Genomic DNA, 15,817 nt, shown 5'->3' on the forward strand with positions numbered 1-15,817 from the left:
AGGATTCGTCCATGACCTCGCAACCCTCCCTTGCGAAGGCAGACAGCACGCCCCCAACCCCTGGGGATCAGCGGTCTGGCGGCAGTGGTGACACCGGCGACACCGGCGACGGCCTGAAAGCGGGTCTCAAGAACCGCCACCTCTCCATGATCGCGATCGGCGGCGTGATCGGCGCCGGTCTCTTCGTCGGCTCAAGCTCCGGCATCGCCGCCGCCGGGCCCGCGATCCTCATCTCGTACGCCCTCGTCGGCACGATGGTCGTCCTCGTGATGCGGATGCTCGGTGAGATGGCCGCCGCACGGCCCACCTCCGGCTCCTTCTCCACCTACGCCGACCAGGCGCTCGGCCGCTGGGCCGGCTTCTCCATCGGCTGGCTCTACTGGTTCTTCTGGGTCGTGGTGCTCGCGGTGGAGGCCACCGCCGGTGCCGTGATCCTCAACGGCTGGATACCCGCCGTCCCCCAGTGGGGCTGGGCGCTCATCGTGATGGTGGTGCTCACCGCCACGAACCTCGTCTCGGTCGGCTCGTACGGCGAGTTCGAGTTCTGGTTCGCCGGGATCAAGGTCGTCGCGATCGGCGGCTTCGTCGTCATCGGTCTGCTCGCCGTCTTCGGCCTGCTGCCCGGCTCCGACAACCCGGGCGCCGGATTCGCGCACCTCACGGACGCGGGCGGCTTCATGCCCAAGGGCGCGGGCGCCATCCTCACCGGTGTGCTGATGGTCGTCTTCTCCTTCATGGGCAGCGAGATCGTCACGCTGGCCGCCGGTGAGTCCGAGGACCCGCAGCGCGCGGTCACCAAGGCGACGAACAGCGTCATCTGGCGCATCGGCGTCTTCTACCTGGGCTCGATCTTCGTCGTCGTCACCCTCCTTCCGTGGGACGACAAGTCGATCACCAAGGACGGCAGCTATGTCGCCGCGCTGAACTCGATCGGCATCCCGCACGCCGGTCAGGTCATGAACGTCATCGTCCTCACGGCCGTGCTCTCCTGCCTCAACTCCGGCCTCTACACCGCCTCCCGCATGGCCTTCTCGCTCGGCCAGCGCGGCGACGCGCCGAAGTCCTTCGCGCAGACGAACAAGCGGGGCGTGCCGGTGGCCGCGATCCTCGGTTCCGTCGTCTTCGGTTTCATCGCCGTCTGGTTCAACTACCAGTGGAAGGACACCGTCTTCGACTTCCTGCTGAACTCGTCGGGCGCGGTGGCCCTCTTCGTATGGCTGATGATCTGCTTCACGCAGCTGCGGATGCGCGGGATCATCCTGCGCGAGGAGCCGGAGAAGCTCGTCGTGAAGATGTGGCTCTTCCCGTATCTGACGTGGGTCACCATCGCGATGATCTCGTTCGTCCTCGTCTACATGCTGACCGACGAGACCGGGCGCAAGCAGGTGCTGCTCTCGCTCCTGGCGGCCGCGTTCGTGGTCGTGTTCTCGCTGGTGCGGGAGAAGGTCCGGCCCAGGGTCGACGCCTGATCCTTCTCGGCTTCTTCTCGGGGTCCCGTGATTAGTTGACGGCAGTTGTCAGCTTTTCGCGGGACCCTCTCCGTTGATCAGGCAGATGTACGCGGCTCAGGCGTACGCGGCTCAACGGAGGACCCCGTGGATTTCACCGCCCAGCAATTCGTGTTCCGGCCCGGCGACCCCGGGTACGAGGACGGACTCGCCGGATTCCAGACCGGTTTCGTGACCCGGCCCGACCTCGTCGTCGGCGCCACGAGCGCCGAGGACGTCGTCGCCGCCGTGTCGTACGCCGCCGGGCAGGGCCTGCCCGTAGGGGTGCAGGCCACCGGGCACGGGCTTCCCGGCGCCTCGGAGGGCGGCGTACTGATCAGTACGCGGCACATGGACTCCGTACGGGTCGACGCCGACGCCCGTACCGTCACCGTCGGCGCCGGTGCCCGCTGGGGGCAGGTCGTCGAGGCGGCGGCGCCCCACGGGCTGGCCCCGCTGAACGGCTCGGCGCCGGGCGTGGGCGTCGTCTCGTACACGCTGGGCGGCGGTCTCGGCATCCTGGCCCGGGAGTTCGGATACGCGGCCGACCACGTCCGCTCCCTGGACGTCGTCACGGCCGACGGCACCCTGCGCCATGTCACCGCCGAGAGCGCCCCCGAGCTGTTCTGGGGCCTGCTCGGCGGCGGCGCGAACCTCGGCGTGGTCACGGAGCTGGAGATCGGCCTGGTGCCGGTGGCGAGGCTCTACGGCGGGGCGATCACCTTCGACGGGCGTACGACGGAACCGGCCGCCCTGCTGCGCGGCTACGAGGAGTGGACGCGGACCCTGCCCGACGAGCTGACCTCGTCGCTCGCCGCGGTGGTCTACCCGGACCTGCCCCAACTCCCGCCCCCGCTGCGGGGCCGCTACCTCGTCTCGGTGCGCGTCGCGTTCACCGGAGCGGCCGCCGAGGGCGAGCGTCTGGTGGCGCCGTTGCGCGCGCTCGGGCCCGCCGTGTCGGACACGCTGCGGGAGATGCCGTACACCGAGAGCCCCACCATCCACAGCGACCCGGACTTCCCGCACGCGTACTACGGGGACAGCGCGCTGCTGAGCGGCCTCGATGTCACCACGGCCGGTGAGCTGCTCGCGCTGACCGGGCCGGACGCCGACGCGATGCACGTCGTCCAGCTCAACCACCTGGGCGGGGCGCTCGGGCGGCCCGCGCCGAACGCGGTGCCCTATCGGGAGGCGGGGTGGCTGGTGCGGATCCTCTCCCCGTTGGATGGCACCAGCGTCGCTGTGGCACGGGAGGTGCACGCGCGGGCGTTCGGGTGTGTGGCGGGGCAGCGGCTGGGGCGCTCCCTGAACTTCGCGTTCGGCGGCGGCGACCGGCCCGAGGGGCTGTACGACGCCGATACGCGAAAGAGGCTCGCCGAGTTGAAGGCCACGTACGACCCGGCGAACCTCTTCAGGCGGAACTACAGCGTGCGGCAAGTCCTTTAGCGGTCGAGCAGCTTCCAGGCCGTGGGCAGCGCGCCCATCGCGAGGGCGGCCTTCAGGGCGTCGCCGATCAGGAAGGGCGTGAGCCCGACGGCGACGGCCTGGGTCAGCGACATGCCGGTGGCGGCGGCGAGGTAGGGGACGCCGACCGCGTAGATGATCGCGGAGCCGAGCGCCATCGTGCCCGCCATGCGCAGGACCGAGCGGTCGGCGCCGCGGCGGGCGAGGGCGCCCACGACGGTGGCGGCGAGCAGCATGCCGAGGATGTAGCCGAGGGTGGGGAGCGCGGCGCCCGACTTCGCCTGCGCGAACCACGGCATGCCGGCCATGCCGACGAGGGCGTACAGCGCGAGGGAGAGGAAGCCGCGGCGGGCGCCGAGCGCGGTGCCGACGAGCAGCGCGGCGAAGGTCTGCCCGGTCACCGGAACGGGCGAGCCCGGTACGGGCACCGCGATCTGGGCGGCGATCCCGGTGAGCGCGGCGCCGCCGAGCACGAGCGCCGCGTCCTTCACGCGGGACGCGGGCAGCAGGTCGGCGAGGACCTGGCCGGGGCGGGTGGTGGCAGCGGCGATGCTCATCGGGACTCCGCGGGGGGCTTGGGCGGGTTGGGACGCGTTGACGCTATCCCAGGCGGGGGCGCCCCCACAGGGGCTCCGGGCGACAACCCGGGGGCGGGGCCTTGGTGGGCTCCGGACAAAGGGCGCCGCGTATAGGCCGTACGGCGTGATGCTCGTCACGGAGGTGGGCGGGTGGGTGCCCCGTTTTGCACGGAGGGCTGCCGCCCGGGGAGACTGTGGGGTCCCGCCAAATGTTTTGTGAACCTGAGAGCAGCGCTGAGCACCATGCACGACTCCTCCCCCGATAAATCGGCGCCCGGCACCGGGGGTTGTGCCCACCCGTCCCGCCCTGCGGGACGATTGCCCACAACGGGGACCCCGGAACCGCTGGGTGGTGGGCTTAAGCAGCGGCACCTCACCATGCTTGGGCTGGGTGGGGTTATTGGGGCCGGGCTCTTCGTGGGGTCGGGGGCGGGGATCGCGGTCGCGGGGCCCGGGATCGTCGTCTCGTATCTGATCGCGGGCGCGCTCGCGATGTGCGTGATGCGGATGCTGGGCGAGATGTCGGCGGCGATGCCCGCGTCGGGCTCCTTCTCCGTGCACGCGGAGCGCGCGCTGGGCCGCTGGGCCGGGTTCAGCGTCGGCTGGCTCTACTGGTTCCTGCTGGTGGTCGTGCTCGCCGTGGAGGCGACCGGCGCCGCGCAGATCGCGAACGGCTGGGCGCCCGCCGTCCCGCAGTGGGCCTGGGTGCTGATCTTCATGCTGGTCTTCACCGGCGCCAACCTCGCGGCGGTGAAGAACTTCGGCGAGTTCGAGTTCTGGTTCGCGGCGCTGAAGGTCTTCGCGATCGTGGCGTTCCTGGTGCTCGGACTGCTCGCGATCTTCGGGGTCCTCCCGGAGACCGATCCCGTGGGCCTCACCCATCTCAGCGGCGACGGCGGCTTCCTGCCCAACGGCTGGGAGGGTGTGACCTCCGGCGTACTCGCCGTCGTCTTCGCCTTCGGCGGCCTGGAGGTCGTCACGATCGCGGCCGCCGAGTCCGACGACCCGGTCCGCTCGGTCGCCCGCGCGGTGCGCAGCGCGGTCTACCGCATCCTCTTCTTCTATGTCGGTTCGATGCTGGTCATCGTGACGGTCCTGCCGTGGACCGCGCAGCAGGCCGGGGCAAGCCCCTACGTGACGGTCCTGGACTCGATCGGCGTGCCGTCCGCCGGGACCATCATGAACATCGTGGTGTTCGTCGCCCTGCTCTCGGCGCTGAACGCCAACCTCTACGGGTCCTCCCGGATGGTCTTCTCCCTCGCCGAGCGCGGCGAGGCCCCCAAGGCCCTCCTGAAGGTCTCCGGCGGCGGGGTCCCGCGCCGCGCGGTCCTCGCTTCGGTCGCTTTCGGCTTCGTATCGGTCGTACTCAATCTGAAGTGGCCCGACTCGGTCTTCCTCTACATGCTCAACTCGGTCGGCGCCGTGCTGTTGTTCGTATGGGCGCTGATCGCGGTCTCCCAGCTGCGGCTGCGGCGGCGCATCGAGCGCGAGGCCCCGGAGCGGCTGGTGCTGCGGATGTGGGCGTTCCCGTATCTGACCTGGGCGGCGCTGGTCGCGATGGCCGCCGTACTCGGTCTGATGCTCAACGACGACGGGGCGCGGCCGCAGCTGCTGTGGTCGGCGGGGGCGACGGGGCTCGTGCTCGCGGTGGCGGGGCTGCGGGAGTGGCGTGAGCGACGGGCGTGAAGTTTCTGTGAACGTGGCGTGTTCGTTTCTTCACGACGTGTAGGCGTCGTGTCCGTATAGCGGTCAGCCATTCCCTGTCAGCGGTACCGGACTTCAGACTGTGGGCCCGCTCGACCCCCCACTCGTCCCCCGTCTCGGCTAGTGAACAGGGCCCGCCCATGTCTCGGACGTCCACCTCCAAGGACGCAGCACCAGCACCTGATGCGGCACCCAAGGCCGACTCCCCGCTCGTCCACGGCCTCAAGCAGCGGCACCTCTCCATGATCGCCCTCGGTGGCGTGATCGGCGCCGGGCTCTTCGTGGGCTCCGGGGCGGGCATCGCCGCGGCGGGGCCCTCGATCGTCCTCGCCTACGCGATATCCGGCGCGCTCGTCATGCTGGTGATGCGCATGCTGGGCGAGATGTCGGCCGCGAACCCGGCCTCGGGCTCCTTCTCCGTCCACGCCGAGCGGGCCATCGGCCCCTGGGCGGGGTTCACCGCGGGCTGGGGCTTCTGGTTCCTGCTCTGCGTCGCCGTCGGGCTTGAGGGCATCGGCGCCGCGAACATCATGGTGGGCTGGTTCCCCGACACCCCCCAGTGGGCCTGGGTCGCCCTGTTCATGCTGGTCTTCAGCGGGGCGAACCTGACGGCCGTGAAGAACTTCGGCGAGTTCGAGTTCTGGTTCGCCGCCCTGAAGGTCGGCGCCATCGCGCTCTTCCTCGGCATCGGCGTCCTCGCGATCCTCGGCATCCTGCCCGGCTCGGACACCCCGGCCCCCGGCCTCGGGAACCTCACCGGCGAGGGCGGCTTCATGCCGAACGGCACGGACGGCCTGATCATCGGCCTCCTCGCCTCCGTCTTCGCGTACGGCGGCCTGGAGACCGTCACCATCGCGGCCGCGGAGTCCAAGAACCCGGTCCAGAGCGTCGCCAAGGCCGTACGTACGGCGATGTGGCGCATCGCCCTCTTCTACGTCGGCTCCATGCTCGTCGTCGTCACGCTGCTGCCGTGGGACAACAAGGAAGTCGTCGCCAAGGGCCCCTACGTCGCCACGCTCGACCACCTCGGCATCCCCGGCGCCGGCCAGATCATGAACGTCATCGTCCTGATCGCCCTGCTCTCCGCGATGAACGCCAACATCTACGGCGCCTCCCGCATGTCGTACTCCCTGATCGAGCGGGGCCAGGGCCCCAAGGCCCTCGGCCGCGTCTTCAACGGCGTGCCGCGCCTGGCCGTCCTCGCCTCCTCGGTCTTCGGCTTCGTCTGCGTGCTGCTCAGCTACTGGAGCCCCGACAAGGTCTTCCCCTGGCTGCTCAACATGATCGGCGCGATGATCCTGGTCGTCTGGATCTTCATCGCCGTCTCGCAGCTGATCCTGCGCCGCAGGACGGAGCGGGACGAGCCGCAGAAGCTGGTCGTCAAGATGTGGGCGTACCCCTTCCTCACCTGGGTGGCGCTCGGCGGAATGGCGTACATCTTCTACTTGATGACGGAGCAGCCGGACACGCGGAAGCAGCTTCTGGCGACGGGCGCCCTGACGCTGGCGCTGGCCGTCGTCGGCTTCGTACGCCAGAAGATGGCGGAGCGCTCGGTGGCGGCGGTCGCCGAGTAGGGCATCGGTACGCACGTGAAGGGGCCCGGGGTCGACGACGACCCCGGGCCCCTTCGGCGTATCTGCGCACCCGGCGTATCGGGTGTATCCGGCGGTCCTAGGACGAAGGGCTGATCAACTTCCGGGGACTCCTGCTGCTAGCCTGCACTTGCATAGAGGTTGCAATAAGCGCTTGGAACAAGCAGAGCAGCAGTCGGAGGGCTCGGACCATGGCCATTTACACGCTTCCTGAACTTCCGTACGACTACGCGGCGCTCGAGCCGGTCATCAACCCGCAGATCATCGAGCTGCACCACGACAAGCACCACGCGGCGTACGTCAAGGGCGCGAACGACACCCTTGAGCAGCTGGAGGAGGCGCGCGACAAGGAGACGTGGGGCGCCATCAACGGCCTGGAGAAGAACCTGGCCTTCCACCTCTCCGGCCACATCCTGCACAGCATCTACTGGCACAACATGAACAGCCCCAAGGACGGTGGCGGCGGCGAGCCGCTGGCCGCCGACGGTGTCGGCGAGCTTGCGGACGCGATCGCCGAGTCCTTCGGCTCCTTCGCCAAGTTCAAGGCCCAGCTGACCAAGGCCTCGGCGACCACGCAGGGTTCCGGCTGGGGCGTGCTCGCCTACGAGCCGCTCAGCGGCCGCCTCATCGTCGAGCAGGTCTACGACCACCAGGGCAACGTCGGCCAGGGCTCCACGCCGATCCTGGTCTTCGACGCCTGGGAGCACGCCTTCTACCTCCAGTACAAGAACCAGAAGGTCGACTTCATCGAGGCCATGTGGCAGGTCGTCAACTGGCAGGACGTCGCCAAGCGTTACGAGGCCGCCAAGCAGCGCGTGAACAGCCTGCTGCTGGCTCCCTGAGGCTCTGGAAGCCCTGGAGGCGTCCCGCCCCGTGAGAACGCCCTGCCTCGTGATCGTCTTCTCAACTTTCGCCGAGGCAGGCGGATAGACGAAAGGCCCCCGTGAGGACGTGACTCACGGGGGCCTTTCGGTGGCTCTGGGGCCGGCTCCGGGGGGGGCCGGGGAGTGGCTCTGGGGGTGGGTCAGTCGAAGATGGGGCCCTGCGTGCGCGTGCGCTTGATCTCGTAGAAGCCCGGCGTCGAGGCGACGAGCAGCGTGCCGTCCCACAGGCGTGCCGCGGCCTCGCCCTTGGGGGCCGGGGTGACGACCGGGCCGAAGAAGGCGACCTGCTCGCCGTCGGCGCCGGGGACGGCGATGACGGGCGTACCGACGTCCTGGCCGACCTTGTCGATGCCCTCCTTGTGGGAGGCGCGCAGCTCGGCGTCGTACGCGTCGGAGTCCATGTGGTCGGCCAGCTCCGCGGGGAGGCCGACCTCCTCCAGGGCCGCGACGACGGCCTCGCGGGTGGCGCCCTCGCCGCGGTTGTGGAAGCGGGTGCCGAGCGCGGTGTAGAGCTTGCCGGTGATCTCCTCGCCGTGCTTCTGCTGGGCGGCGATCACCACGCGCACCGGGCCCCAGGCCTGGGTCGCGAGCATCTCGCGGTACTCCTCGGGAAGCTCGTCGAGCCGGTTCTCGTTCAGGACGGCGAGGCTCATCACGTGCCAGCGGACCTCGACGTCGCGGACCTTCTCGACCTCCAGCATCCAGCGCGACGTCATCCACGCCCAGGGGCACAGCGGGTCGAACCAGAAGTCGACCGGGGTCTTGCCGTTGTTCTCGGACATGTCTCTCCCTAGGGAATGTGTTCGGCGCCTGGGGAGGGGAACGTCAGGGGTCCGCCAGGGCATTCCCGGATGTCGGCCGACAAGGGCACATGCGAGGATCGTAGACATTCGTACGAGTCATGATGCGAGTCACAAGGGAGTGCCGCCCGTGCCCGGTGAGAATCTGTCCCGCGACGAGGCCCGCGAGAGGGCCGCGCTGCTGTCCGTCGATGGCTATGAGGTCTTTCTCGACCTGCGCTCGGCGCTCGGCGAGAGCGGTCAGGAGCCGCGCACGTTCCGCTCGGTGACCACGATCCGCTTCCGCGCCGAGCCGGGCGCCGCGAGCTTCGCGGACCTGGTCGCGCCGAGCGTCACGGCCCTGTCCCTCAACGGCAAGGACCTGGACCCCGCCGAGGCCTTCGACGGCACCAGGATCACGCTGGAGGAGCTGGCCGAGGAGAACGAACTGGTGGTGGACGCCCAGTGCGCCTACAGCCGCACCGGTGAGGGCATGCACCGCTTCGTCGACCCCGAGGACGGCGAGGTCTACCTCTACACGCAGTACGAGCCGGCGGACGCCCGCCGCGTCTTCGCCAACTTCGAGCAGCCGGACCTGAAAGCGCCCTACCGCTTCTCCGTGAAGGCGCCCGAGGGCTGGACGGTGTGGTCGAACGGCGTCGGCGAACTGACCGACGGCGTCTGGAAGTTCGCCGAGACCAAGCCGATCTCCACGTACATCACGGCGATCGTGGCCGGCCCGTACCACTATGTGACGGACTCCTACGAGCGCGTCCTCGACGACGGCACGCGCCTGGAGATCCCCCTCGGCGCGATGTGCCGCAAGGGCCTCGCCCCGCACTTCGACGCCGACGACGTCTTCCTGGTGACCAAGCAGGGCCTGGACTTCTTCCACGACAACTTCGACTACCCCTACCCCTTCGGGAAGTACGACCAGGCGTTCGTGCCGGAGTACAACCTGGGCGCGATGGAGAACCCCGGCCTGGTCACGTTCCGCGAGGAGTTCATCTTCCGCGGCAAGGTGACCCAGGCGTCGTACGAGCGCCGGGCCAACGTGATCCTCCACGAGATGGCCCACATGTGGTTCGGCGACCTGGTCACCATGCGGTGGTGGGACGACCTGTGGCTCAAGGAGTCCTTCGCCGACTTCATGGGCTCCTTCTCGATGGTCGAGGCGACCCGCTTCACCAACGGCTGGATCACCTTCGCCAACAACCGCAAGGCGTGGGCCTACCGCGCCGACCAGCTGCCCTCCACGCACCCGGTCACGGCCGACATCCGCGACCTGGAGGACGCCAAGCTCAACTTCGACGGGATCACGTACGCCAAGGGCGCCTCGGTCCTCAAACAGCTCGTCGCCTACGTGGGGCGCGAGGCGTTCCTTGAGGGCGCCCGGCGCTACTTCAAGCGCCACGCGTACGGCAACACGGTCCTCGGCGACCTGCTCTCGGTCCTGGAGGAGACCTCCGGGCGCGACATGACCTCCTGGTCGCGGTCCTGGCTCCAGACGGCGGGCGTCAACTCCCTCACCCCCCAGGTCATCCTGAACGCGGAGGGCCGGATCACCGAGCTTTCCGTGCTCCAGGAGGCCGCCGAGTCCCACCCCGAGCTGCGCCCGCACCGGGTGGCGGTGGGCCTGTACCGCAGGGAGGCCGGTGGCGCCCTGGAGCGGTACGCCCGCGCGGAGGTCGATGTCGACGGGCCGCGCACGGTGGTGGCCGAGCTGGCCGGTGAGGCGGCGCCCGAGCTGATCCTGGCCAACGACGACGACCTGACGTACTGCAAGCTCCGCTTCGACGAGAACTCCCTCGCGACGCTGCGGGAACACCTGGGCGACATCACCGACCCGCTGGCCCGCGCGCTGTGCTGGTCGGCGCTGTGGAACCTCACGCGGGACGGCCTCATGCCCGCCCGTGACTTCATCGGGCTCGTGCTGCGCTTCGCCGGGCAGGAGAGCGACATCGGCGTGCTTCAGATGCTGCACGCGTGGACCAACTCCGCCCTGACGCACTACGCCGCGCCCGGCTGGCGCGAGGAGGGCGGCCGGGCGCTCGCCGAGGGGGCCCTGCGGGAGCTGCGGCTCGCGGAGCCGGGGAGCCAGCACCAGCTGACGTGGGCGCGCTTCTTCGCGGCGGTGGCCTCGTCGCCTGCGGACCTGCAACTCCTCCAGGGCCTGCTCGCCGGTACGGCCAAGATCGACGGCCTGGAGATCGACCAGGAGCTGCGCTGGGCCCTGCTCGGCCCGCTCGCCGCGCACGGCGCCGCCGACGAGGAGGTCCTCGCGGCCGAGCTGGCCCGGGACGACACGGCTTCCGGCAAGCGGCACCAGGTGCGGTGTCTGGCCGCGCGGCCCTCGGCGGCGGTCAAGGCGCAGGCGTGGGCCTCCGTGGTGGAGTCGGACGCGCTGTCGAACGCGCTGGTCGAGGCGACGATCTCCGGCTTCGCGCAGCCGTCGCAGCGGGAGCTTGTCGCTCCCTACGTCTCGAAGTACTTCGACGCGATCGAGCGCGTCTGGTCGGAGCGGTCCATCCAGATCGGCATGGATGTGGTGCGGGGCCTGTTCCCGCACCTGCGGGACGACGAGGGGACACTGACGGCGACGGACGCGTGGCTGACGTCCCACGCCTCGGCTCCCCCGGCCCTGCGCCGCCTGGTCCTGGAAGCCCGCGACGACCTCGCCCGCGCGCTGCGGGCGCAGGCTTGCGACGGGGGGTAGGGGGCCTGGGGCGAGGGCGCCGGGTGGGGGGAGATCATCGGCAGTCGAACGCTTGCGCTTTAGGGCGAGGTTGTCCAGGTTTGTCGACGGCTGTGTAACAGCGGTTAGAACGCCGAGCCCGCCAGGGAACGACCCCGGCATGAACCACAACGCCCCGCTCTCCCCGCTCCCCCTCCACCACCTCTCCCACATCCGGCCCCGCGTCCTGAGCACCGCCCAGCTCCGCACGCACGGCGTCTCCCCGGCCGACCTCGGCGCCCACTGCCGGCCGGGCGGGCCCTGGCAGCAACTCCTGCCAGGGGTATGCCTGTTGCACCCCGGCCCGCCCACCAGCGAGGAGCGGCTGCACGGCGCCCTGCTGTACGCGGGGCGCCCGCCCGTCCGCGAGGCCCGCGCCATGCCCGCCCAGCCCGGCGCGGGCGAACCACACGCCCCGTACGCCGACGCGATGATCACGGGCCTCGCCGCCCTCACCCTGCACCGCTTCTCGTCCGCTCCCCCGCTGCTCACCCTCGACCGCATCGACGTCCTGGTGCCCCGCACCCGCCGCCTGCGCTCCGTCGGCTTCGTACGGCTGGTGCGCGGCGCCGCGATGCCCACTCCCCAGCTCATCACGGGCGTCCCCGTGGCCCCGGTGGCCCGCGCGCTCGCCGACGCGGTGGCGCAGCTCACCGAGGCCGGTGCCGTACGGCGCCTGCTCACCGAGGCGGTGCGCGGCGGGCACTGCGAACCGGCCGCCATCGTGCGGGAGTTGACCCATGCCCGGCTGCTGAACCTGCCGCACGTCGTGGACGCCGTGGACTCCCTGCTCGCCGAGGGGCGGGCCATCGCGGAGGACAGGCTCTACCGACTGGTCGCCGAGCACGGCCTGCCCGCCCCGCTGTGGAACGTAGACCTGCGCCTGCCCGGCGGCCCCCACCTCGGCGGCGTCGACGCCTACTGGCCCGACCACGCCGTCGCCGTCGAGCTGGACACCCGCGCGCCCCGCCAGGGCCCCCGGCAGGGCTCCCGGCAGGACGACGACGGCCTGTGGTCCGAGTACGCCCGCAAGCGCGAGCACTTGGAGCGGCTCGGCATCACCGTCGTACACATCACCCCGAGGAAGCTGCGGGACTCGGCGGAGCAGCAGGCGGCCGTCGTGCGGACGGCGCTGATGGCGTCGGACGACCGCGACCCGGCGGCGTATGTCGTGGTGCTCCCCCGTTGACGGCCGCCCCCCGCCGCTAGCTCTTCGCGCAGAACTCCGCCTCCAGGACCGCCTCCCGGTCCCCGCCAGGCCCGTTGAAGTTGAGCGCCAGCGCGTGGCGGCCGTCCGCCGTCACCCCGGCCAGGGACGCCGAACCGTGGATGTCGCCGCTGTGGCCCCAGACGACCGTGCCGCAGGAGGTCCTGTAGGGCTCGATGCCGAGGCCGTAGCGCCGGCCCGGTCGGTCCTCGCCCTTCGGTACGGCACTCTTCATCGCGGCGAGCTGCCGTTTCGGCAGGAGCTTGCCGCGCAGCAGGGCGGTGTAGAAGCGGTTCAGGTCCGCCGAGTTCGAGATCATCTCCCCCGCCGGGCCCGCCACGGACGGGTTGAGCGAGGTCACGTCGTGGTTCTTGGCGTCGGGGGCGCCGGAGAGCTTGGTGTAGGCGCGCGAACTGGGCCGCGGCATGGCCGACTTCGTGCCGGGCGCGCTGGTGGCGCGCAGGCCGAGCGGTTCGATGACGCGCTGCCTGATCGCCGTCCCGTACGGCACGCCCGTGACCTTCTCGATGATCATTCCGGCGAGTTCGTAATTGGTGTTGGAGTACTGCCAGCCGGTGCCGGGCGCGAAGTCCGGCTTGTGGCGCATGGCGATCGCGACCTGCTGCCTGGGCGTCCAGGTGTCGTAGCGGTGGGCGAGGAAGTTCTCGGTGAACACCTTCCGCCTGAAGCCCGGGTCGGCCGTGACGTTGTAGATCCCGCTGGTGTGGTTGAGGAGTTGGCGCACGGTGATCCGGTCGCCGTCGTGGCCGTTCCCCTCGACCACGCCCGGCAGCCACTTGCCGACCTTGTCGTCGAGGTCCAGCCCGCCCTCGGCCTCCAGCTGGAGGAGGACGGTGGCGACGAAGGTCTTGGTGACGCTGCCGATGCGGTAGCGGTCGTGGGCGCCGCGCGGGCTCTGGTTCCTGAGGTCGCCGAGGCCCGCGGCGGCGTTCCAGGCGCCGTGCCGGTCCCGCGCCTGGGCAGTCACGCCGGGGGCGTCCTCGTTCAGGGCGGCCTCCATCGCACGCCGCGTCGCGCGGTGCCGGTCGCCGTCCCCGAGCGCCGCGCTCCCAGGCCCGGCGTACGCGGATGTCGCCTGCCCAGACGCGGCGTACGCGGGTGCCGCGAACGCTCCTGCCACCACCGTCACGGCGATCACCGCCGCCACACCTGCCCGCCCCTTCGGCACTGCCATTTCCCGCCCCTTCCGGCCACACTGCTGTCGGTCAAGGGGACCCGTGGACCGGCTCGGAGGTTGAGCGGGGGCGGGCGGCCAGGCCCGGCTCAGCCCTTCTTCAGCACCAGCTCCGTGTTCCGGTCCCCCGCCTCGCCGCCCAACGCGGGCTTCGCGCCGGGGGCGTTGAAGGACAGCTCCCGGTACAGCGCGGCGAGGCCCGTCTGGGAGAGGTCGGCGAAGTCCGTGCGGGGCGGGGCGGCGGACTCGATGAGCGTGGTGAAGACGGAGACCGTGCCGTCGTGGTTGTCGGAGACCTCCACCACCCGCGCCAGCTGCGGGAAGTCGATGTGCGAGGCCGTGGAGACCTCCCAGAAGGAGCCGTGCGGGGTGCGGTGCGGGGTGATGGCGTTCTTGTGGCTGTGGCCGTTGACCCAGGCGAGGACCGAGCGGTGGCGGCCGAGCAGCGCGACGACCTCCTCGCCACCGTGCCGGGCCTCGCCGGGCCGGGAGGGGTCGTGGCGGAGGTTGCGCATGGTCCTGCTGGTGTGGTGGCTGAAGACGACCACGTACGAAGGGCCTCCCGCGCGGCGCTCGTTGGCGGCCAGCTCACGCTCCAGCCAGCGCAGCTGGGCCGTGCCGAGCGAGCCCTCGTAGTGGCCGCCGGGGTCGGTGGTGTCCAGGCTGATGCCGAGGACGTCGTCGCTGACGCGGAAGGCGTAGTACTGGGTGGCGGAGGCGAGGTTCTCCTGGGTGTAGCCGTGGCCGAGGGGGCCGTGGCCCGCGTACGCGGGGTCCAGGTGCGCCTGGACGTACTCGGCGGGTGTGAACGGCGCCCGGGACTCGTCGGGGGTCACGGACCGCATGCGCTGCGCCTCGCTCTTCAGCAGCTCCCTGAAGTGCGTGCCCTTGGGGTCGCGCCCCTTCTTCACCGCCTTCCACAGCGCGGCCCCCCGCGTCTCGTCGAGGGACATCAGCTTCTTGCCGCCGACGGCGAACTCGGTGAAGTACGAGTCCTTGGGCGCCCAGCAGCCGCCGGGCAGCGCGTCGTGGTTGCCGACCGTGGAGTACCAGGGCAGGCCGAGGCCGGGGCTGTTGACCTCGCGGACGGCGGCGTCGAGGAAGCCGTGCAGGCGCGGGAAGCCGAGTGACTTGTCGGCGTCGCGCAGGGCGTCGTCCGGGTGCCAGTACAGCTTGAGGCCGCTGTCCTGCACGCCTTCGTAGCGGCGCGGGTCGCCGGTGTTGGGGGTGATGCGGCCGCCGCTCATCACCTTGAGGAACCAGTCGAGTTCGGCGCGGGAGTTGTTGTCGGTGTTGTCGCCGGTCGTCACGACGCAGTGCAGCGGGGCGCCGGTCGCGGGCGCGCCGCGCAGCGCGTTGACGCGCTCGACCAGGGAGACCGCGCCCGCCACCGACAGGGACTCGTGCGGGCGCCAGGCGCTCGCGGTCTGGGCGCGCAGATACTCGTACCGCAAGGGGTGTTGTACGTCGACGAGGTGCAGGTCGGTGAATTGCACGAACGCGGCGAGCGCGGTCCGCCGCTTCTCGCGCCCCGGTTTCGCCGCCGCGAGGTCGCCGCGCACCACGCGCGGCCAGGCGGGCCCGTCGCCGAGCCGCCGGTAGCCGGAGGTGCCGCGCGCGGCGGCGACGGTGAGCAGGGTGGTGCCGCTCTTGTACGGCATGAGGGGCGCGGCGGGCGCGGGCCGGGAGCGCGGGACGGTGGCGTGGCCCGCCGGGGAGGCGTTGCCGGAGCCCGCGCCGGGGCCCAGGGCGTAGCCGATGCCGACGGAGAGGGTGACCGCGCCGGTGGCGGCGAGGAGGGCGCGGCGGTCGAGGAGGCCCGCGACGGCCCCGGTCGTGGCGGGGGCGGAGGCCTCGGCGGAGGCGGTGGCCGTGGCTGAGGCGGTGGCCGTGGCGGGTGCGGTGGCCGTGGCGGGTGCGGTGGCCGTGGCGGGTGCGGTGGCGACAGAGCGTATGCGCGGCATGCGCGGTCTCCCCGAGTGCGAACGCGTCGGCAGTGGTCGCGGGGGCCCGGGACCTGGCTGCGGCCCGCGAACTTCCCGCTCGTACTGGATCGTTGGCATCGGGGGTGACCTGCGTGTGAACGAGACCGCAACGGGCAGCGCCGATCACCGTACGTCGATCTCCGGGCACCCTGCGCGGTCACCCACCTCTCCCCCGGCGGAGAGGAAGCGGTCACTCCACGTTCACCTT

General features: G+C 71.0%; 11 protein-coding genes. 7 read left to right on the forward strand and 4 right to left on the reverse strand.

Translation table 11 applies throughout. The features are described 5' to 3' along the window. Nucleotides 1–11 precede the first annotated feature (11 nt). Together DMA15_RS12165 and DMA15_RS12170 are read left to right on the forward strand one after the other, a co-directional pair. A complete protein-coding gene (locus tag DMA15_RS12165; RefSeq protein ID WP_125512783.1) occupies nt 12–1,469 on the forward strand; it encodes an amino acid permease in 1,458 nt (485 codons plus the stop codon). Nucleotides 1,470–1,595: 126 nt separating this feature from the next. Further along, nucleotides 1,596–2,933 carry an FAD-binding oxidoreductase gene (locus tag DMA15_RS12170; RefSeq protein WP_125512784.1) on the forward strand — a complete coding sequence of 446 codons (1,338 nt, stop codon included), beginning with the start codon at nt 1,596–1,598 and terminating at the stop codon, nt 2,931–2,933. On the opposite strand, the gene DMA15_RS12175 is transcribed toward DMA15_RS12170, so the two are convergent. Continuing rightward, nucleotides 2,930–3,508, reverse strand: a complete 579-nt coding sequence (locus DMA15_RS12175; RefSeq protein WP_125512785.1) for a biotin transporter BioY — start codon at nt 3,506–3,508, stop codon at nt 2,930–2,932. The genes DMA15_RS12170 and DMA15_RS12175 overlap by 4 nt on opposite strands. 399 nt (nt 3,509–3,907) lie before the next feature. Here DMA15_RS12175 and DMA15_RS12180 point away from each other — a divergent pair, with 399 nt between their 5' ends. From DMA15_RS12180 to DMA15_RS12190, 3 genes are all read left to right on the forward strand, one after another. Then, entirely contained in the window at nt 3,908–5,215 is a 1,308-nt protein-coding gene (locus DMA15_RS12180) for an amino acid permease (protein WP_240659762.1), read from the forward strand. 158 nt (nt 5,216–5,373) lie between these two features. Beyond that, a complete protein-coding gene (locus DMA15_RS12185) occupies nt 5,374–6,807 on the forward strand; it encodes an amino acid permease (RefSeq protein ID WP_125512787.1) in 1,434 nt (477 codons plus the stop codon). A gap of 209 nt (nt 6,808–7,016) precedes the next feature. Continuing rightward, nucleotides 7,017–7,667, forward strand: coding sequence for a superoxide dismutase (locus DMA15_RS12190; protein WP_125512788.1), 651 nt, complete (start codon nt 7,017–7,019; stop codon nt 7,665–7,667). Nucleotides 7,668–7,849: 182 nt separating this feature from the next. Here DMA15_RS12190 and DMA15_RS12195 read toward each other — a convergent pair whose 3' ends face one another. Next, the gene (locus DMA15_RS12195) at nt 7,850–8,491 is read right to left on the reverse strand and encodes a DsbA family protein (RefSeq protein WP_125512789.1); all 642 of its coding nucleotides are present in this window, start codon (nt 8,489–8,491) and stop codon (nt 7,850–7,852) included. A 148-nt stretch (nt 8,492–8,639) separates the two neighbouring features. Between DMA15_RS12195 and pepN the strand changes: the two genes are divergently transcribed. Further along, entirely contained in the window at nt 8,640–11,204 is a 2,565-nt protein-coding gene (gene pepN, locus DMA15_RS12200; protein ID WP_125512790.1) for an aminopeptidase N, read from the forward strand. A gap of 139 nt (nt 11,205–11,343) precedes the next feature. After that, entirely contained in the window at nt 11,344–12,411 is a 1,068-nt protein-coding gene (locus tag DMA15_RS12205) for a hypothetical protein (protein ID WP_125512791.1), read from the forward strand. 16 nt (nt 12,412–12,427) lie between these two features. Here DMA15_RS12205 and DMA15_RS12210 read toward each other — a convergent pair whose 3' ends face one another. Both DMA15_RS12210 and DMA15_RS12215 read right to left on the reverse strand, forming a co-directional pair. After that, complete coding sequence (locus DMA15_RS12210; RefSeq protein ID WP_125512792.1) at nt 12,428–13,624, reverse strand: serine hydrolase domain-containing protein; 1,197 nt, start codon at nt 13,622–13,624, stop codon at nt 12,428–12,430. A gap of 89 nt (nt 13,625–13,713) precedes the next feature. Further along, entirely contained in the window at nt 13,714–15,588 is a 1,875-nt protein-coding gene (locus DMA15_RS12215) for a TIGR03767 family metallophosphoesterase (RefSeq protein WP_125512793.1), read from the reverse strand. Nucleotides 15,589–15,817: the final 229 nt, after the last annotated feature.

Origin of the sequence: Streptomyces sp. WAC 01529 (assembly GCF_003945545.1) — a bacterium.
Classification (GTDB): Bacteria; Actinomycetota; Actinomycetes; order Streptomycetales; family Streptomycetaceae; genus Streptomyces; species Streptomyces anatolicus.